The sequence below is a fragment of the Burkholderia catarinensis genome (genome assembly GCF_001883705.2).
Classification (GTDB): Bacteria; Pseudomonadota; Gammaproteobacteria; order Burkholderiales; family Burkholderiaceae; genus Burkholderia; species Burkholderia catarinensis.
The window spans coordinates 19,920-38,670 of the sequence record NZ_MDEQ02000024.1 but is presented as its reverse complement, the minus strand read 5'-3'; the positions used below and the strand labels follow the sequence as shown (position 1 = coordinate 38,670).

The 18,751-nt window shown below is 67.3% G+C and carries 16 protein-coding genes and 1 tRNA gene; 9 read left to right on the top strand and 8 right to left on the bottom strand.

Annotated features, from left to right (window positions below; all coding sequences use genetic code 11):
- Nucleotides 1-196 precede the first annotated feature (196 nt).
- Both BFF94_RS29530 and BFF94_RS29525 read left to right on the top strand, forming a co-directional pair.
- Nucleotides 197-1,855 (top strand): MFS transporter, encoded by a 1,659-nt coding sequence (locus tag BFF94_RS29530; RefSeq protein WP_128844525.1) that lies wholly within the window; start codon nucleotides 197-199, stop codon nucleotides 1,853-1,855.
- Between the two features lie 157 nt (nucleotides 1,856-2,012).
- Nucleotides 2,013-2,089, top strand: a tRNA-Met gene (locus BFF94_RS29525).
- Between the two features lie 199 nt (nucleotides 2,090-2,288).
- Here BFF94_RS29525 and BFF94_RS29520 read toward each other — a convergent pair.
- Nucleotides 2,289-3,260, bottom strand: a complete 972-nt coding sequence (locus tag BFF94_RS29520; RefSeq protein ID WP_128844527.1) for a LysR family transcriptional regulator — start codon at nucleotides 3,258-3,260, stop codon at nucleotides 2,289-2,291.
- Nucleotides 3,261-3,436: 176 nt separating this feature from the next.
- Nucleotides 3,437-4,408: a GlxA family transcriptional regulator gene (locus BFF94_RS29515; RefSeq protein WP_219140130.1), complete on the bottom strand. Its 972-nt coding sequence runs from the start codon at nucleotides 4,406-4,408 to the stop codon at nucleotides 3,437-3,439.
- 115 nt (nucleotides 4,409-4,523) lie between these two features.
- On the opposite strand from BFF94_RS29515, the gene BFF94_RS29510 reads away from it, so the two are divergent.
- Both BFF94_RS29510 and BFF94_RS29505 read left to right on the top strand, forming a co-directional pair.
- Nucleotides 4,524-5,207 carry a DJ-1/PfpI family protein gene (locus BFF94_RS29510; RefSeq protein ID WP_128844529.1) on the top strand — a complete coding sequence of 228 codons (684 nt, stop codon included), beginning with the start codon at nucleotides 4,524-4,526 and terminating at the stop codon, nucleotides 5,205-5,207.
- Nucleotides 5,208-5,266: 59 nt separating this feature from the next.
- Nucleotides 5,267-5,578 carry a cupin domain-containing protein gene (locus BFF94_RS29505; RefSeq protein ID WP_128844531.1) on the top strand — a complete coding sequence of 104 codons (312 nt, stop codon included), beginning with the start codon at nucleotides 5,267-5,269 and terminating at the stop codon, nucleotides 5,576-5,578.
- A 58-nt stretch (nucleotides 5,579-5,636) separates the two neighbouring features.
- Here the strand turns inward: BFF94_RS29505 and BFF94_RS29500 are convergent, their stop codons facing one another.
- The 4 genes from BFF94_RS29500 to BFF94_RS29485 all read right to left on the bottom strand — a co-directional run bounded on the left by BFF94_RS29500 (nucleotide 5,637) and on the right by BFF94_RS29485 (nucleotide 10,194).
- Complete coding sequence (locus tag BFF94_RS29500; RefSeq protein ID WP_085042324.1) at nucleotides 5,637-5,921, bottom strand: PAAR domain-containing protein; 285 nt, start codon at nucleotides 5,919-5,921, stop codon at nucleotides 5,637-5,639.
- 125 nt (nucleotides 5,922-6,046) lie between these two features.
- Nucleotides 6,047-7,249, bottom strand: a complete 1,203-nt coding sequence (locus BFF94_RS29495) for a porin (protein WP_128844534.1) — start codon at nucleotides 7,247-7,249, stop codon at nucleotides 6,047-6,049.
- Between the two features lie 116 nt (nucleotides 7,250-7,365).
- Nucleotides 7,366-8,838, bottom strand: coding sequence for an amidase (locus BFF94_RS29490; protein ID WP_128844536.1), 1,473 nt, complete (start codon nucleotides 8,836-8,838; stop codon nucleotides 7,366-7,368).
- 39 nt (nucleotides 8,839-8,877) lie between these two features.
- A complete protein-coding gene (locus tag BFF94_RS29485; RefSeq protein WP_128844539.1) occupies nucleotides 8,878-10,194 on the bottom strand; it encodes an MFS transporter in 1,317 nt (438 codons plus the stop codon).
- A gap of 199 nt (nucleotides 10,195-10,393) precedes the next feature.
- Between BFF94_RS29485 and BFF94_RS29480 the strand changes: the two genes are divergently transcribed.
- The 3 genes from BFF94_RS29480 (at nucleotide 10,394) to BFF94_RS29470 (ending at nucleotide 15,848) form a co-directional block, all read left to right on the top strand.
- A complete protein-coding gene (locus BFF94_RS29480) occupies nucleotides 10,394-11,311 on the top strand; it encodes a LysR substrate-binding domain-containing protein (RefSeq protein ID WP_128844542.1) in 918 nt (305 codons plus the stop codon).
- Nucleotides 11,312-11,602: 291 nt separating this feature from the next.
- A complete protein-coding gene (locus BFF94_RS29475) occupies nucleotides 11,603-12,493 on the top strand; it encodes a LysR family transcriptional regulator (RefSeq protein ID WP_128844544.1) in 891 nt (296 codons plus the stop codon).
- 247 nt (nucleotides 12,494-12,740) lie between these two features.
- On the top strand, nucleotides 12,741-15,848 hold the full coding sequence (locus tag BFF94_RS29470) for a transglycosylase domain-containing protein (RefSeq protein WP_219140129.1): 3,108 nt from the start codon (nucleotides 12,741-12,743) through the stop codon (nucleotides 15,846-15,848).
- Between the two features lie 34 nt (nucleotides 15,849-15,882).
- Here the strand turns inward: BFF94_RS29470 and BFF94_RS29465 are convergent, their stop codons facing one another.
- Complete coding sequence (locus BFF94_RS29465) at nucleotides 15,883-16,230, bottom strand: GFA family protein (protein WP_128844546.1); 348 nt, start codon at nucleotides 16,228-16,230, stop codon at nucleotides 15,883-15,885.
- 154 nt (nucleotides 16,231-16,384) lie between these two features.
- Here BFF94_RS29465 and BFF94_RS29460 point away from each other — a divergent pair, with 154 nt between their 5' ends.
- Entirely contained in the window at nucleotides 16,385-16,630 is a 246-nt protein-coding gene (locus BFF94_RS29460) for a DUF1272 domain-containing protein (protein ID WP_128844549.1), read from the top strand.
- Between the two features lie 27 nt (nucleotides 16,631-16,657).
- On the opposite strand, the gene BFF94_RS29455 is transcribed toward BFF94_RS29460, so the two are convergent.
- Nucleotides 16,658-17,362 carry a FadR/GntR family transcriptional regulator gene (locus tag BFF94_RS29455; protein WP_128844551.1) on the bottom strand — a complete coding sequence of 235 codons (705 nt, stop codon included), beginning with the start codon at nucleotides 17,360-17,362 and terminating at the stop codon, nucleotides 16,658-16,660.
- Nucleotides 17,363-17,496: 134 nt separating this feature from the next.
- Here BFF94_RS29455 and dgoD point away from each other — a divergent pair, with 134 nt between their 5' ends.
- Nucleotides 17,497-18,645 (top strand): galactonate dehydratase, encoded by a 1,149-nt coding sequence (gene dgoD, locus BFF94_RS29450; protein WP_128844554.1) that lies wholly within the window; start codon nucleotides 17,497-17,499, stop codon nucleotides 18,643-18,645.
- Nucleotides 18,646-18,751 lie beyond the last annotated feature (106 nt).

Sequence of the window (18,751 nt, the reverse complement as noted above, 5' to 3'; positions counted from 1 at the left end):
ATCGCATCGAAACCGGTGTTTTGCCGGACGTTCGCGCCACGATCGGCACCCGATGCGGCCGATTCGGCGCGGGTTAACGCGCAGTCGTTTTGCACGCGCGAGTCAGCCCGCCGTAAGTTTCCGTGCCAATAATCGTCGACAGGCCCGCCCACCCAAGGCGGCCGCACATCTATATCAAGCGACTTGGAGACGATTCATGGCAACGTTAGGCGGGCAAATTTCGCACTCGCCGATGACGGGCGAAGAGAAGAAGGTGATCTTCGCGTCGTCGCTCGGCACCGTGTTCGAGTGGTACGACTTTTACCTGGCCGGCTCACTCGCGGCCTACATCAGCAAGAGCTTCTTCTCCGGCGTCAATCCGACCGCCGCGTTCATCTTCACGCTGCTCGGCTTCGCGGCCGGCTTCGCGGTGCGGCCGTTCGGCGCGATCGTATTCGGCCGGCTCGGCGACCTCGTCGGCCGCAAGCACACGTTCCTCGTGACGATCGTGATCATGGGCGTCTCGACGTTCGTGGTCGGCTTCCTGCCCGGCTACGCGTCGATCGGCATCGCCGCGCCCGTGCTCTTCATCGCGATGCGGCTGTTGCAGGGCCTCGCGCTGGGCGGCGAGTACGGCGGCGCGGCGACCTACGTCGCCGAGCATGCGCCGGCAAACCGGCGCGGCTTCTACACGGCATGGATCCAGACGACCGCAACGCTCGGCCTGTTCCTGTCGCTGCTCGTGATCCTCGGCGTGCGCACGCTCATCGGCGAGGACGCGTTCGGCAGCTGGGGCTGGCGCGTGCCGTTCGTCGCGTCGATCCTGCTGCTCGCGGTGTCGGTGTGGATCCGGCTGCAGCTGAACGAATCGCCGGTGTTCCTGCGCATCAAGGCGGAAGGCAAGACGTCGAAGGCGCCGCTGACCGAAGCGTTCGGCCAGTGGAAGAACCTGAAGGTCGTGATCCTCGCGCTCGTCGGCCTGACGGCCGGCCAGGCCGTCGTGTGGTACACCGGCCAGTTCTACGCGCTGTTCTTCCTCACGCAGACGCTGAAGGTCGACGGTGCCAGCGCGAACATCCTGATCGCGATCGCGCTGTTGATCGGCACGCCGTTCTTCCTGTTCTTCGGTTCGCTGTCGGACAAGATCGGCCGCAAGCCGATCATCCTCGCGGGCTGCCTGATCGCGGCGCTGACCTATTTCCCGCTGTTCAAGGCGCTCACGCACTACGCGAACCCGCAGCTCGAACTCGCGACGCAGAAGGCGCCGATCACGGTCGTCGCCGATCCGGCCGCCTGCTCGTTCCAGTTCAACCCGGTGGGCACGGCGAAGTTCACGAACTCGTGCGACATCGCGAAAAGCGCGCTCTCGAAGGCCGGCCTGAACTACGAGAACGTCGCGGCGCCGGCCGGTGCGACAGCCGAGATCAAGGTCGGCGACACGGTGATCCCGGCCTACGACGGCAAGGCAACCGACGCGAAGGCGCAGGGCGCGGCGTTCGACAAGACGCTTGCGTCGACGCTGAAGTCGGCCGGCTACCCGGCGAAGGCCGACCCGGCACAGCTCAACTGGCCGATGACGATCGTGATCCTGACGATCCTCGTGATCTACGTGACGATGGTCTACGGCCCGATCGCCGCGATGCTGGTCGAGATGTTCCCGACGCGGATCCGCTACACGTCGATGTCGCTGCCCTATCACATCGGCAACGGCTGGTTCGGAGGCTTCCTGCCGGCGACCGCGTTCGCGATCGTCGCGGCGAAGGGCAACATCTATTCGGGGCTCTGGTATCCGATCGTGATCGCACTGGGCACGTTCGTGATCGGCCTGCTGTTCGTCAAGGAGACGAAGGACTCGGACATCTACGCGCGGGATTGATGTCGATGTGCGGGCGGGTTGCCGGTTGCCGGACGCGTTCCGGCGACAGGCAACCCGCCCCGCGACGAGGCCGGCACGGGCTGCCGGCCACTTTTTTCATGGGTGACGAAAAAAGGTATTGACAGCCCGACAGCCATTCTGCATAATTCATTTCTTCGGCGAATTAGCTCAGTCGGTTAGAGCGACGGAATCATAATCCGCAGGTCCGGGGTTCGAATCCCTGATTCGCCACCAAATGCGAAAAGCCGCTGTTCTGAAAGGAACAGCGGCTTTTTTCATTGCGTCTTGGCCATTCGCCGGTTTCGCTTCCGCGCTTCGAGCATCCCGCCCGCTCCCCATCGACAGACATCAACGCCGCTCTTTACGCCAGCGGCCCGCCAATGTTCGTCGGCCGCACCCCGCGCGGCCGACCACACACACGTCCCGCACAGGACTACGCCGCTACCGAACTGCGTTGCACCTGCGCCTTGCCCTGCACCCGTCCGCGCCAGTTCTCCCCACCCTCCAGCGCCGGCGTCGACTCGAACACCTCCGCGATCCAGTCGGCGAACACGCGCACCTTCTGCGACAAATGCCGGTTGTGCGGATAGACGATCGAGATCGGCTTCGGCTTCGGATTGCAGTCCGGCAGCACCTCGACCAGCGAGCCGTCGAGCAGGTTCGGCAGCACCATGAACAGTGTCGGCTGGATCATCCCGAACCCTTCGAGCCCGCACGTCACATAGGCATCCGAATCGTTGACCGTGACGCTCCCGTTCATCCGCACCTCGAACGGCTTGCCGTCGATCATGAATACCCACGGAATCGCACGCGCGCCGTGGCTCGAACGAAAATTCACCGCATGATGTTCGGCAAGATCGGCAATCTCGTGCGGCTCGCCGTGACGCGCGAGGTAATCGGGCGACGCGCAGGTCACGCGCTTCAACATGCCGATCCGCCGCGCGACCATCGACGAATCCTCGAGCGGCCCGACCCGGATCATGCAGTCGATGCCCTCCTCGACCGGATCCACGTAGCGGTCGGAAAGCCCCAGCTCGAGCGTGATGTCCGGATAGCGCTGCCGGAAAATCGACAGCGACGGCAACACGATGCGCCGCCCGAGCGAACTCGGCATGTGGACGCGCAGCACGCCGCTCGGCTTGCGGTTGCCCGCCTGGAAACTCGCGTCGGCTTCCGCGATCTCAGAGATGATCTTCGTGCAATGCTCGTAGTACGCGGCGCCTTCGGGCGTCAGCGACAGCCGGCGCGTCGTCCGGTGCATCAGGCGCACGCCGAGCAGCGCCTCGAGATTCTGGATGATGGTCGTCACCGACGCGCGCGGCATCGCGAGCGTGTCGGCCGCGCGTGTGAAACTGTTCGCGTCGACCACGCGGGTAAAAACTTCCATTGCCTGGATTCGGTCCATGCTGCTCCCCCCTTCGGATCGCCAACGAAACAGAATAGAGCGCGCGGCAGGCACGGCACAAGCCCCCGGCTATTGTTCTCCCGTCCCGAATAGTTTCGGCATTTCGGACTGGAAATCGACCGGTTTCCGTTCAGTCCAGGACGGCAACCGCTCCGGCCCCGATCACGTGCCGCGTGTCACCGCACGAACCGCTCGCGATACTCCTGCGGCGACGCACCCAGCACGCGCACGAAACTGCGCCGCAGCGTCTCCTCCGAACCGAAGCCGCAACGCGCGGCGATCCGCTTGACGGGCCATGCCGTTTCGCCGAGCAGGCGCTGCGCGGCCTCGACGCGGATCTGCTCGACCGCGCGCGCGGGCGTACGGCCGGTTCCCGCGCGATAGTGGCGCACGAAGCTGCGCTCGCTCATGCGCACGCGCTCGGCCAGTGCGGGCACCGACAGGTCGGCGCTCAGGTGCTCGGCCATCCACGCATGCAGCTCGCCGAACCGGTCGTCGGTGCGCTGCATCGACAGCAACGTGCTGAACTGCGCCTGTCCGCCCGGTCGCTTCAGGAACACGACGAGTTCGCGCGCGACATCGAGCGCGGTCGCCCGCCCGAGATCCTCCTCGACCAGCGCGAGCGCGAGATCGATGCCGGCCGTCACGCCGGCCGACGTCCACAGCGCACCTTCGCGGATGAAGATCGGGTCGGATTCGACGCGCACGTTCGGGTAGCGCGCCGCGAATTCGTCGCAGCGCGCCCAGTGCGTGACCGCGCGCCGCCCGTCGAGCAGGCCGGCCTCAGCGAGCAGGAACGCGCCGGTGCAGACCGACGCCACGCGCCGTGCGCGCTCCGCCTGCTGCCGCACCCAGCCCACCACCCGCGCATCCTGCGATGCCGCGTGCACGCCCTTGCCGCCGGCGACGATCAGCGTATCGGGATGGCGCGGGGCCGAGCGCAGCGACTCGGCCAGCACGACGAGGCCCGACGACGTCTCGAGCGGCCCGGCATCGGCCGCGATGACGCGGGGCGCATACGGCGCCGGCTGACCGCGTTCCAGCGCGAGTTCGTTGACGGACGCAAACACCTGCAGCGGCCCCGACACGTCGAGCAGTTGCGCACGGGGGAACGCGAGAACCAGGATCGAACGCGGGGCGGCAGGCATGGCGATTGGCTGAAAACGTGGGTGATATGGCAATTTCGCCAAACACTACGCGCCTAGAATCGATCTGTCCATCCCGTGCCGAACGGCGCGTTCCACTTCCATTCGGAGTCTCCGCATGCCCCTGCATATCGGCCTTCTCGTGTTTCCGGGCGTCCAGCAACTCGATCTCACCGGCCCGCACGACGTACTCGCGTCGCTGCCCGACGCAACCGTCCATCTGGTCTGGAAATCGCGTGAGGCCATCGCGTCGAGCAGCGGCCTCGCGCTCACGCCGACCTGCACGTTCGACGACTGCCCGCCGCTCGACGTGATCTGCATTCCGGGAGGCATCGGGATCAACGACCTGCTGCTCGATGCCGAAACGATCGCGTTCGTGCAGCAGCGTGCGGCCACCGCGCGCTATGTGACGTCGGTCTGCACGGGCGCGCTGCTGCTCGGCGTGGCCGGCCTGCTGCGCGGGCGGCGCGCGACGACGCACTGGGCGTTCCACGCGCTGCTCGAACCGCTGGGCGCGGTGCCAGTGCGCGAGCGCGTCGTGCGCGACGGCAACCTGATCACGGGCGGCGGCGTGACGGCCGGCATCGACTTCGCGCTGACGATCGCCGCGGAACTGGCCGGCGATGAAGAGGCTCAGTCGATACAGCTGCAGCTCGAATACGCGCCCGCGCCGCCGTTCGACGCCGGTTCGCCCGACACCGCGCCGGCCTCGGTCGTGAAGCGCGTCACCGAACGTTCGGCGGCCAGCTTTGCGAACCGCAAGCAGAAGATCGAGCAGGCGCTGCGCGCGATGTCGCGCTGAACGCGGGTGCAGAGGGAATTGACCGGAGACGACGCGCATTCGCGCAGGAGAACGCATCGATGAACATCATCCGCAGCACCGGATTCACCGCAGACCGCGCGTGGGGTGCGCTCGACATCGCGAACCTGAACGGCACCACGGTCCGCCTACACTGGACCGACCAGCCGTATCGATGGCACGTGAACGACGGCGAGGAAGTGTTCGCGGTGCTCGATGGCCGCGTCGAGATGCGCTATCGCGATGCAGGCGTCGAGCACGCGACCGTGCTCGAAACGGGCGACGTCTTCCACGCGACGGCCGGCACCGAGCACGTCGCGCATCCGCTCGGCGAAGCGCGCATCCTCGTGATCGAGACGGAAGGCAGCGCCTGACGGCGGGTGGCCGTGTGCCAATGTTGCGCGGACGGAAACCGCATCCGCGCGGCGGGTTTCACCCCGTGATCGTGCCCGTGGCCTGCGACGCGATCAGTTTCGGCTGCGGCGTGCACAGGCACTGGCACAGGTCGTGTTCGAGCGCGACGACCTTGCCCATCACGGTCATCGTCCGCTCGCCGCCGTCCGACACGATCACGCCAGGCGACTTGCACGCGGCGCAGAACACGGCCGCGCCGAGATAGGCGAGCTCGCGCCCGTCGAACGACGAATTGGCGATCCCGTCGAGCACGACGCCGCCGTGGTCGGTCGTGTCGCCCTTCAGAATGAATTTGCGGCTCATGATGTCGGTTCTTCCCTCGGAAACGCCGCGCAACGCGGCGTCGGGGCCGCGCACGGACAGTCGGAATCCGCCCGTCGGTCGCGGGCGTGCCGCGAGCATATCACCGCTCGCCGCGGACGCCCCCTTCAGAACTTGTGCCGCATGCCGATCCGCGCCTCGAACTGGCGGTCGTTCGCGGACGCACCGGGCCCGTTGATCGCGGCGACCGCCGGCCGCCCCGTCGAGTCGGTGCCCGACGCGCGCTGATAGACGGCGGTCAGATACACGTCGGTGCGCTTCGACAGGAAGTAGTCAAGCCCCGCCGCGACCTGGTGATACGTTGCGCCGTCGCGGCCGTTCACGCCGCCGCCGCGCGTGTAGTCGTACGCGACGCCGCCGAACAGGTAGGGCGCGAACTGGTAGCGCACGCTCGCCTCGACATTGTTGAACACCGCGTTGCCGGACACGCCGCCGGGGTTCGGCCCGGACGACAGGTCGCCGAGCTGGCGGAACGACGTGTTCGTGTACATCGCGCCGAGCGTCACCGCGCCGATCGCGTAGGTGCCACCCGCCGCCGCGACCTGCAGTGTGCGGGCGGACGCATAGCCCGAATACACGGGCGACAGCATGTTGTTGCCGGGCACGCCGCCCACGGCAGGCGCGGGGCCGCCGGTCGTGCCGAAGAACGACACGTTCGGGTTGCGCGCATTCAGGTAGCCGGCCGCGACCGCGAGCGGCCCGCGCGCGTAGCCGGCCGTCATCGACCACACCTGGTTGCGCGTCGTCGCGCCCGCGATGCCGCCCACGCCATACATCGTCGCGAAGCGGAACCCGTGGTAATCGTTGCTGGTGAACTTGATCGCGTTGTTGGTCGAGTTCGCGTTGTTCACGTTGTCGAGGTCGCCGGGGTGCGCGACCATGTAGCCGCCGAACAGCGCGGCGGCCTCGAGCGGCCCGAGGAAGTCGACATTGGTGTCGTACTGCCGCCCGAGCGTGACGGTGCCGAACGGCCCCGACAGCCCGACGAACGCCTTCTTGCCGAAGATCAGCCCGCCCTGCCCGAGCTTGCCCGTGCTCGGGTCGAAGCCGTTCTCGAGCGTGAAGATCGCCGCCAGCCCGCCGCCGAGATCCTCGACACCGCGCAGCCCCCAGCGGCTCGCCTGCTGCACGCCGCCCAGCATCCGCCACGCGGGCTTGCCGCTCGCCGTGCCGTTCGGACCGGCCACTGCGAGGTTGCTCGTGTAGGTGAGCCCTTCGTCGATAATGCCGTACAGCGTCACGCTGCTCTGTGCATGCGCCGCACCCGCGATCAGCGCGACACCCGCGCCTGCCAACAGCCGTTTTTTCATCGGAAGGTCTCCATTGCGCGGGTCGAATGGCGAAACGCAGGCGTGCGCGTCCCCCGCAGGCGCGCGGCCTGCTCCGGTGCGAACCGGAACGGTCAGGGATGAATCGGGAAAGACGGTCAGCGCATCGCGTCGGCGACGACAGCCGGCCGTGTCCAGCGGCGGCCGGCCGCGACTTCGTACGCGTGGCCGAACTGCAGCACGCCCCAGTCGTCGCGGTAGCGGCCGACGATCTGCATGCCGATCGGCAGACCGGTCGCGCCGAAGCCGCACGGCACCGACAGGATCGGCGCCTCGGTCGACGACAGGTACCAGCACACGCGCATCCAGTCGATGTACGACGCGCCGGTCGCACCCGGCACGTTCGCGGGCACGCGCAAGCCGACGTCGAACGGCATTACCTGCGTGGTCGGCAGCACGTAGAACGCGTAGCGCTGCATGAACGTGCGCATCCGCTCGAACAGGCGCGTCTTGCGCACGAACATGCGGCCGAGATCGGCAGCCGTGAGCGAGCGATGCAGCCGGTATTCGTCGTGAATCTCGGGTTTCAGCGTCGCGCGCTGCGCGTCGTCGAGCCCGTCGACCAGCGTGCCGATCATCCACGCGCGTTCGATGCGGAACACGTCCTCGGCTTCCGAGAGATCGGGATCGTCGAATTCGACTTCGCAGCCGAGCGCCGCGAACACGCGTGCCTGCGCATCGACCGCACGCCCGATCTCCGGATCGACCGGCACGCCGGGCAGGCCGCGCGACATCGCGATCCGCGTGCCGCGGAAGTCGCGCTCGAGCGGCACGGCGAAGCGTGCACCCGGTTCCGCGAGTTCGGTTGCCGTCTCGCCGCCCGGCCCGGCGATCGCGGAGAGCAGCAGCGCGGTGTCGGCCACATCGCGCGCCATCGGCCCGTCGACGCCGAGCGTCGCCCAGCCGTTCAGGTCCGGCGCGCGCGGCACGCGCCCCGGCGACGGCCGCAATCCGACGACGTTGTTCCATGCGGCCGGATTGCGCAGCGAGCCGCCCATGTCGCTGCCGCACGCAAGCGGGTTCATCCCGCACGCGAGCGCGGCGGCCGCGCCGCCGCTGCTGCCGCCCGCGGAACGCGTCAGGTCCCAAGGGTTGCGCGTCGCGCCGAACACGTCGTTGAACGTATGCGACCCGGCGCCGAATTCGGGCGTGTTCGACTTGCCGATCATCAGCGCGCCGGCGCTCGCGCAGCGGCGCACGACGAGCGCGTCGTGCTGCGGCACGTGATCGGCGAACGACGGCGAGCCGTACGTCGTGCGCACGCCGCGCGTCGCGGTGAGATCCTTCTGCGACACGGGCAGCCCGTGCAGCGGCCCCTGCCATTCGCCGCGCATCCAGCGGGCGTCGATCTCGCGCGCACGGGCACGCAGCACGTCGGGATCGACCACGGTCACGAGTGCGTTCACGCGCGGGTTGACCGCCGCGATCCGCGCGAGATGCGCGTCGAGCAGGTCGCACGCGCTGATCTGCCGCCTCTTCAGCAGGTCGAGCATCGTGCGCGCGGACAGGTCGCACAGGTCGCCGGCCGCGACGTCGGCGGGCGGGGGCGAAAACGAAACGGTGGCGGTCATACGGTTCGGGGCGAAGAGGAAAAAGGGAAGCGGCGTCGGTCACGCATCGTGATCGCTGCGATCCGATGCGAACGCGAGCGCGACGAGCGACAGCACGCCGCAGACGATCACGTACCACGCAGGCGCGGCCGGGTTGCCGGTCGCGCCGATCATCCACGTGACGATGAACTGCGCGAAGCCCCCGAAGATCGACACGCCGCCCGCATACGCGATCGACAGCGAGGTTGCGCGCGTGCTCTTCGGAAACAGCTCGGCGAGGATCACGCCGTTCGCGCCGGCGTTGATCGAGTGCAGCGCGGCGAGCAGCATCACGACCGCATACAGCATCGCGATCGACGGCACCGCGCGAATCAGCCAGAAGCCCGGCAGGATCAGCACGGTCAGCGCGATGCGCGACCACAGCGCGACGCGCTTGCTGCCGGTGCGGTCCGACAGCCGCCCGCCGATCGGCGCGGCGACGAACATCACGGCGCCGGACAGGATTCCGCACCACAGCGCGGTATCCATCGGCAGGTGCAGCACCCTGATCGCGTACGTCGACATGTAATAGAGCACGATGAAGTGCGCGGCCGTGCCGCCGATCACGAGGCCGAGTGCGGTCAGCACCGCGCGGCCGTCGCGCCGCAGCACGGTGCGGAGCACCGCGGACGAACGCCGCGCGGCCGCGGCCGGTGCGTGCTGCTCGATCGCGTTGAAGCGCGCGCGCAGATAGAGGCCGACCGGCGCGATCAGCACGCCCAGCAGGAACGGCACGCGCCAGCCCCACGATTCGAGCGATGCCGTGTCGAGGCAAGACGACAGCAGGAAGCCGACGAACGAGCCGGCGAGCGCCGCGGCGCCCTGGCTCGCGAACTGCCAGCTCGTGTAATAGCCACGCTCGCCGGGCGGCGCGCGCTCGGCGAGCAGCGACGTCGATACGCCGACCTCGCCGCCGGCCGAAAAGCCCTGCAGCAGCCGCGCGGCGACGACCAGCACGGGCGCCGTGACACCGATCTGCGCGTAGGTCGGCAGCACGCCGATCATCCCGGTGCCGATCGCCATCGTGACGAGCGTGAGGTTCATCGCGGGCACACGGCCGAAGCGGTCGGCGACGAGCCCGATCACGACGCCGCCGACCGGCCGCGCGATGAAGCCGACGCCGAACGTCGCGACCGACATCAGCAATTGCTGCTGCGCGGACACGGCCGGAAAGAACAGTTTGCCGAGCAGCACCGCGAAGAAGCTGAACACGGTGAGATCGAAGAATTCGAGGCCGTTGCCGATCGTGATCGCGACGATCAGCTGGCGATTGGACGGGGATGCGGCAGCGTCGCCGACATGCCCGCCGAACATGCTGTCCGCTCGGGGCGCCTTCATGAAGGTGTGTCTCCGTACTGGTTATGCCGGTCATGTGCGCGGCCGGTTCGACGGCCTGCGCATGCAGTCTAGGCATTCAAAATACGCAGCCCGGAGCGACATTTTTCGATCGTGATAACGCACGGTTATCGCGTGCTTTCAACGCGGCGGCGCGGTGTAGGATAGGAACGTCGCCACTGCCGCCGCGCCCCGCCACGCCGTGAAACACCACCAGCTCCGGGCGCTTGCCGCCATTGCCGAACACGGCAGCCTGCGCGCGGCCGCGCGCGCGATCCACCTGTCGCAACCCGCGCTGACGAAGGCGATCCGCGAACTCGAACTCGATCTCGGCGTGCCGCTCGTCACGCGCAACGCGCGCGGCGCGCAACTCACGCGTTGCGGGCAGGCCGTCTATGCGCGCGCGCGGCTGATCCTCGCGGAGATGCAGCACGCGCGCGACGACGTGATCCAGTTGTCGGGCGGCAAGGAAGGCGCGCTCGCGTGCGCGCTGACGCCGCTGATGTCGCTCGGCTTCCTGCCGGCCGCGCTCGACGCGTTCCGGCAGCGGATGCCGACGATCCGCCTCGACGTGCGCGAAGGTTTTCTCGACACGGCGCTGCCGCGCCTGCGCGACGGCTCGCTCGACTTCGTGATCGCGATCGTCGACGCGGCACGGCTGTCGCCCGAATTCACGTTCCGGTCGCTGCTCGAATCGGAACTGATCCTGATGACGCGCGCGAGCAATCCGCTGCGTCATTGCACGTCGCTCGCGCAGCTTCAGGATGCGCAATGGATCCTCAACACGTCGCCGGAAAGTATCGGCCGGCTGCTGCAGGACGTGTTCGTCGCGCACGGCTATCCGGCGCCGCAGCCGATCGTCGAATGCACGTCGTTCAGCGCGGCGTTTTCGCTGTCGGTGCATACCGATACCGTGTCGTGCGTGCCGAAGGGCTTCATGGAGGTCGACTGGATCCGCGAGCGGATGGTCGCGATCGACGTGGAGGAAACGATTCCGGCCGTGTCGGTCGGCGTGCTCACGCGCCGCGATGCGCTGAACACGATTGCCTGCGACTACCTGATCCACTGCTTCGTCGAGGCCGTGCGCCGGCACGATCGCGCGAAGCTGCTGTGGCGATAGGGACGCGTCCCGTTCGCATCATATTGCATCGATAAAATCGAATACTTTCACACAATATTTCCCGAAAATTTCGTACAATTACTAAATACAAATTCATAAAAAAGCTTTAAACAAAATCAGAATCGAATCTGCAATTCGACTGCCAACGCCCCTCGAACCCGCTATTCTGCAGCCGCCAGCACGCAAGATAAACACGCCATTTCATAATAATCAATCATCCAAACGATTCGTTCAAATTCAATAAACCGATAGATAGAATTCAATCACCGCTTTCTTTTTATCGACAAAAAAATGGACGAACTCCTACCGATGCGACTATTTGTCAAGGTCGCCGAACTGCACAGTTTCGCGCGCGCAGCCACGGAACTGAACATCTCCAATTCGTCGGCCACCCGCCTCGTCATGGGCATCGAGGACCGGCTCGGCGCACGCCTGTTGAATCGCACGACCCGCAGCCTGTCGCTGACCGATGCAGGCCACCTCTATCTGGCGCAGATACGTCATGTGATCGAGGAAATCGACCGGGTCGAGGAAACGATCGCGTCGATGCACCACGAGCCGATCGGATCGCTGAAAATCGCCGCGCCGGTCATGTTCGGCATGCACGTGCTGGCGCCCGCGATCGAAGCGTTCAAGACGCTGCATCCAGCGATCGTGCCGGAAGTCACGATCGTGGACCGCCATGTCGACCTCGTCTCCGAGGGTTTCGATGTCGGGCTGCTGTTGTCCCAACACATCAGCAACAACACGCTGGTGAAACGCCCGCTCATGCGACTCGAACGCATCGTGTGCGCGGCACCGCAGTATCTCGACGGGCATGGCACGCCGGCCCATCCGCACGACCTCGCGTCCCACGCGTGCCTGACGTTTCACGCCGATTTCGCGGGCGAGCATCTGTCGTTCGACCAGGAGGACCGCACGCGCTTCACCGTGCGCCCGAACAAGTCCGCGTCGTCGAACAACATCGGGCTGATCCGGAACTGGACGCTGTCGGGCATGGGCATCGCGGTCCTGCCCGACTTCCTCGTCAAGCCGGATCTCGATGACGGCCGGCTGCTGGCGCTGCTTCCCGGCTATCGGCTCGAGGAACTCGAGATGAATATCGCGTACCCGAGCCGGCGCCACTTTCCGCGCAAGGCCCGACTTTTCGTCGATCACCTGATCGACCATTTCGTCAGTTGAATGAAGGTGGAATCCCGCACCCTTTTTCGCACCGGCTCGCAGCCGTCCCGCCCGCCTCCCGAACGGCCGGGACGGCGCGCCGGCAAAGCCCCGACAGGCTCCGGGCCGGTCGATCGCCGGGCGCGGGCACGCCTGTTGCGTCCGCGCATCTCGGTAGTCAACCACCCTTGGCAGCCCGCCGCGGAGGACTACACTAATCCTTAATGGGGTGCGGCCGGACAACTCGCGCCCTCAGGGAGACGCCGCCATGAATCGGCCGTTGAATCGCATCCTGCCCCGCGTGACCGGCCTCGCATCGGTCTGGACGTGGGTCAAGTGGTCTTTGCTCGCCGCACTGCTGATCGCGGTGGCAATCGTCGCGCGACTCGTGCAGACCGAGATCGAAACGTCCCGGCTGCAGGCCCGTTACCTGTCCGAGCTCACCCGCGACGTCGGCTACACGGTCGAAACGGGGGCGAGCGATCACATCCGCTTCCCTGCGAACGGCCCTTACGACGAGCGCCTCGGCTACGCGATGATTCCATCGTTCCAGGAGCGGCTGCTCGCGCGCGGCTTCGTCGTCGCCAAGCAGGCGCGCGATTCGCAACGCATGCTGTCGCTCGCCGGTCGCGGGTTGTTCCTCCCTTACGAAGAGAAAGACCAGACAGGCCTGATGCTGTTCGATTCGAACGGCTCGCCGCTGTTCGCGACCGTGTTCCCGCAACGCGTCTACGCCGACTTCGACACGGTGCCGCGCGTGATCACCGATTCCCTGCTGTTCATCGAGGACCGCTACCTGCTCGACGCGAACCAACCGAACCGCAACCCCGCGATCGACTGGGGGCGCTTCGGCCGCGCGCTCGCCGACCAGGCGCTGCACGTCGTCGACCGCCACCAGGCGCGCCCGGGCGGCAGCACGCTCGCGACGCAGATCGAGAAGTTCCGCCATTCGCCCGACGGCCGCACCGCGACGCCGCCCGAGAAGCTGCGGCAGATCGCGTCCGCGTCGATCCGCGCGTACCTGGACGGCCCGCAGACGATGCTCGCGCGCCGCACGATCGTCGTGCGCTACCTGAACTCGGTGCCGCTCGCCGCGCGGCCGCATATCGGCGAAATCACCGGCATCGGCGACGGTCTCGCCGCCTGGTACGGCCGCGACTTCAACGACGTGAACCGCATCCTGTCCGCGCCGACGACCGGCGACAACGTCGACGAACAGGGCAAGACGTTCCGCGAGGTGCTGTCGCTGATCATCGCGCAGCGCGCGCCGTCGTACTTCCTCAACGGCGGCTTTCCGGCGCTGCAGCGGCTGACCGACAGCTACCTGCGGCTGCTGTCGGGCGGCGGCGTGATCTCCCCCGCGCTGCGCGATGCCGCGCTCTCCGCGCAGATCGAACGCAGCGCGCCGCCGGCCACAGCGCACGTGCAGTCGTTCGTGTCGCGCAAGGCCGTGACGTCCGCGCGCGCATCGCTGCTGTCGGCGCTTGGTATCAGCGACGTGTACCAGCTCGACCAGTTCGACCTGGAGGCGACGAGCACGCTCGACAACGGCGTGCAGCAGGCCGTCGCCGAACGGCTCGCGCGGGCATCGACGCGCGACGGCGCGCAGGCCGCCGGCCTGTACGGTTTCGAGATGCTCGCGCCAAAGGACGACCCGTCTCACCTCACGTACAGCTTCACGCTGTACGAACGCCGCAACGGCGCAAACCTGCTGCGCGTGCAGACCGACAGCGTGAACGAGCCGTTCGACGTGAATCGCGGCGGCCGCATCAACCTCGGCTCGACCGCGAAACTGCGCACGCTGATCACGTACCTGCAGATCGTCTCCGACCTGCATGCGCGCTATGCGAACCTGTCGAACGCGGCGCTCGCGCGCGTGAAGCCCGACCCGGTCGACGGGTTGTCTCACTGGGCGCTCGACTACCTGTCGCATACGCGCGACCGCTCGCTGCAGGCGATGCTCGACGCGGCCGTCGAGCGCAAGTATTCGGCGAGCCCCGACGTGTTCTACACGGGCGGCGGCGCGCAGGTGTTTTCCAACTTCGAGAAGTCGGACAATGGCCGCATCCTGACGCTGCACGCGGCGTTCGAGCACTCGGTCAACCTCGTGTTCGTGCGGCTGATGCGCGACATCGTCCACTACGAGACGCTGCAGGCGGCCGGCCCGTCGTCGTCGTGGCTCGGCGATCCCGCGCAGCGCCAGCACTACCTGCAACAATTCGTCGACGGCGAAAGCCAGGTCTACGTGAAGCGCTACTACACGCGCTATGCGGGCAAGGCGCCCGACGATGCGCTCGCGCTGATGCTGCACGACGTGCGCAAGTCGCCGCCGAAGATCGCGACGGTGCTGCGCAGCGTCGCGCCGAACGAATCGCTCGCGTGGTTCGATGCGCAGATGCGCACGCAACTGAAGGGCACGCCGGCCGCGACGCTGTCCGACGACGATCTCGCCGCGCTCTACGCGAAGTACGCGATCGACCGCTTCAACCTCAACGATCGCGGCTATATCGCGAGCGTCCATCCGCTCGCACTGTGGACGCTCAACTACCTGCGCGCGCATCCGGGCGCGCCGCTCGGCGATGTTCAGCGCGACAGCCGCGATGCGCGTTTCTACACGTACTCGTGGCTGTACAAGACCCGTTACCACGGGACCCAGGACCGGCGCATCCGCCGCATGGTCGAGCTGCGCGCATACGCGGAGATCACGAAAGCGTGGCGCGCGCTCGGCTACCCGTTCGCGGAAGTCACGCCGTCCTACGCGGCCGCGATCGGCGCGTCGGGCGACCAGCCCGACGCGCTCGCGAAACTGATCGGCCTGATCGCGAACGGCGGCCAGAAAGCACCGACCGAGACGATCACCCGGCTCGACTTCGCGAAGGGTACGCCGTACGAAACCCGCTTCGTGCGCGCGGCCGCGCAGCCGCAGCCGACGCTGTCGCCGGAAATCGTCAACGTTGTGCACACGCTGCTGCGCGACGTCGTGCTCAACGGCACCGCGCGCCGCCTCGCGGGCGGCTTCACGCTGCCCGACGGCAAGACACTCGACGTGTACGGCAAGACGGGGACGGGCGACCAGCGCTTCAACGTCTATGCGCGCGGCGCGCGCCTGATCGAGTCGCGCAAGGTCAACCGCAGCGGCACGTTTGTATTCGTGCTCGGCGACCGGTTCTTCGGGGTCCTGACGGCTACCGCGCACGAACCGTATGCGGCACGCTACGACTTCACGAGTGCGATGGCCGTGCAGTTGCTGAAGTCGATGGCGCCGGCGCTCGCGCCGCTGATCGAACGCCCGGCCCGCGCCGGCACGCGCACCGCGGGCCCCGCGCCGCAAGCGGAAACGCCTGCGCCGGGCGTCGCTGCCGCACAACCGTCCTGAGCGCCGCGCATCCGTTCCTGCGCCGGCGCGCCGCTCAGTGCGAGCGGCCGTCGAAGTGCGTGACAGGCAGCGCGTCGAGGTCGACATCCTCGAGGCAGCGCACGTTGATCGCAGCCATCGCGGTACCGTTCGGATGCACGCCCTCGCCGAACGCATGGATCCCGCAACGCTTGCAGAAGAGGTGCTTGATCACGTGCTTGTTGAACATGTAGGTCGCGAGGTTCTCGTCGGGCGTGAGGAGCTTCATCTGGTCGCGCGGCACGAACCACATCAGCGCGCCCTTGCGCCGGCAGATCGAGCAGTTGCACGCCATCACACCCTGCAGGTCGCCTTCCGCCTCGAACTTCACGTCTCCGCAGTGACAGCTTCCGCGATAAAGCATGGTCGTCTCCCGGTGCGGCCCGTGCACGACGACGGCGCCCGGTCGGGACACCGTTGGCCGAGCCGATCCATTCGCGTACAGTAGCGCGCACATGCGCCGCACGCAATGTCCGGCGGCGCCCGTCCCGACCCTACCCAAACCAAGGAAAACCGTCATGCTCGAACTGCGCCCCGGCTGCGAATGCTGCGACAAGGACCTGCCGCCCGATTCGGCGGATGCGCGCATCTGTACGTTTGAATGTACGTTCTGCGCGACCTGCACCGACGACGTGCTGAAGGGCCGCTGCCCGAACTGCGGCGGCGACCTGGTCGTGCGCCCGCGGCGGTCGGCGAGCCTGCTCGCGAAATACCCGGCGTCGACGGAGCGCATCCACAAGCCGGGTGGCTGCGCGAACGCCTGACCGCGTCGCATCGCCCGCCCTTTCCCGTCACGACATCTCGATCCGCGCGCGCGTCACCGCGAGCAGCGTCGCCATCGCGCGGCGCGCACCGTCCTCGTCGCGCACGCGGATCGCGTCGCTGACGGCCGTATGCTCGGCGAGCGACGCGTTGTAAACATCCGCGCGGCGCGCATTCAGTTGCAATTGCGCCTCGAGCGTGCGATCGATCAGCGCGCCGAGCGGCACCAGCAGCTCGTTGCCGCCGGCCTCCAGCACGCTCAGGTGAAAGCGCAGGTCGGCCCGCACCCATTCGTCAACGTTGCGCGCGGCGGCCATCGCGCGCGCCGCGCCGTCGATCGCATCGAACGCCTCCGGCGTATGTGCACGCGCGGCAAGCGCGGCCGCGTACGGCTCGATCATCTCGCGCATCTCCTGCAGCTTCAGCGCGAACGCGAGCGGCGGCGCGACGCGCGCATACCACTCGAGCAGGTCGGCGTCGAGCAGGTTCCATGCGCGGCGCGGCCGCACGCGCGTGCCGACCTTCGGCCGCGATTCGACCAGCCCTTTCGACGTGAGCGTGCGCAGCGCCTCGCGCATCACCGTGCGGCTCACGCCGTACATCTCCATCAGGTCGGGCTCCCTCGGCAGCAGCGACTCGGGCGGATAGTCGCCGCGCAGGATCGCCGTCGCCAGCAGAAAGGCCGTCTGTCCATGCAGGTCGCGTTGAATGATCGTTCTCCGTTGGGCCGGCAGGCCGGCTGCCCACTATCTGCACAATAGTGCTATTAATACTATTTTTTATCGGGCTACGCTAGGATAACCGTGAAAGCACGCGACCGTGCGCCGCGCCCGAGCGGCCGCGCCGGTCAACCATGGAGACACGCATCATGAAAATCACCCGCCTCGAAACCTTCGTCGTCCCGCCGCGCTGGCTGTTCCTCAAGATCGAAACCGACGAGGGCATCGTCGGCTGGGGCGAGCCGGTCGTCGAAGGCCGCGCGCACACGGTCGAGGCCGCCGTGCAGGAGTTGGCCGACTATCTCGTCGGCAAGGATCCGCTGCTGATCGAGGATCACTGGCAGGTAATGTACCGCGCGGGCTTCTACCGCGGCGGCCCGATCATGATGAGCGCGATCGCGGGCGTCGACCAGGCGCTTTGGGACATCAAGGGCAAGCATCACGGCGTACCCGTGCACGCGCTGCTGGGCGGCCAGGTGCGCGATCGCATCAAGGTGTATTCGTGGATCGGCGGCGACCGGCCGAGCGACGTCGCGAACAACGCGCGCGCGGTCGTCGAGCGCGGCTTCAAGGCCGTGAAGATGAACGGTTCCGAGGAGTTGCAGATCGTCGACACCTACGACAAGGTCGAGCAGGTGATCGCGAACGTCGCGGCAGTGCGCGACGCGGTCGGCCCGCACGTCGGGATCGGCGTCGACTTCCACGGCCGCGTGCACAAGCCGATGGCGAAGGTGCTCGCGAAGGAACTCGATCCGTACAAGCTGATGTTCATCGAGGAGCCGGTGCTGTCAGAGAACGCCGAGGCGCTGCGCGACATCGTCAACCAGACCAACACGCCGATCGCGCTCGGTGAACGGCTGTACTCGCGCTGGGATTTCAAGCACATCCTTGCGGGCGGCTACGTGGATATCATCCAGCCCGACGCGTCGCACGCGGGCGGCATCACCGAGTGCCGCAAGATCGCGACGCTCGCGGAAAGCTACGACGTCGCGCTCGCGCTGCACTGCCCGCTCGGCCCGATCGCGCTCGCCGCGTGCCTGCAGCTCGACGCGATCAGCTACAACGCGTTCATCCAGGAGCAGAGCCTCGGCATCCACTACAACCAGGGCAACGACCTGCTCGACTACCTGCGCAACCCCGAGGTGTTCCGCTACGAGGACGGCTTCGTCGCGATCCCGCAGGGCCCGGGGCTCGGCATCGACGTCAACGAGGAGAAGGTGCGAGAGATGGCGAAGACGGGCCACCGCTGGCGCAACCCGGTGTGGCGCCACGCGGACGGCAGCGTCGCCGAGTGGTGAGCGCGATGCGCATCGCGCGCGGTCGCGGCCCGCGCGATACGCATCGACTTCAGTGCGGCCGCCCGACAGGCGGCCGTTTTTGCATGCGCGGCGCCACGCCAGGGTG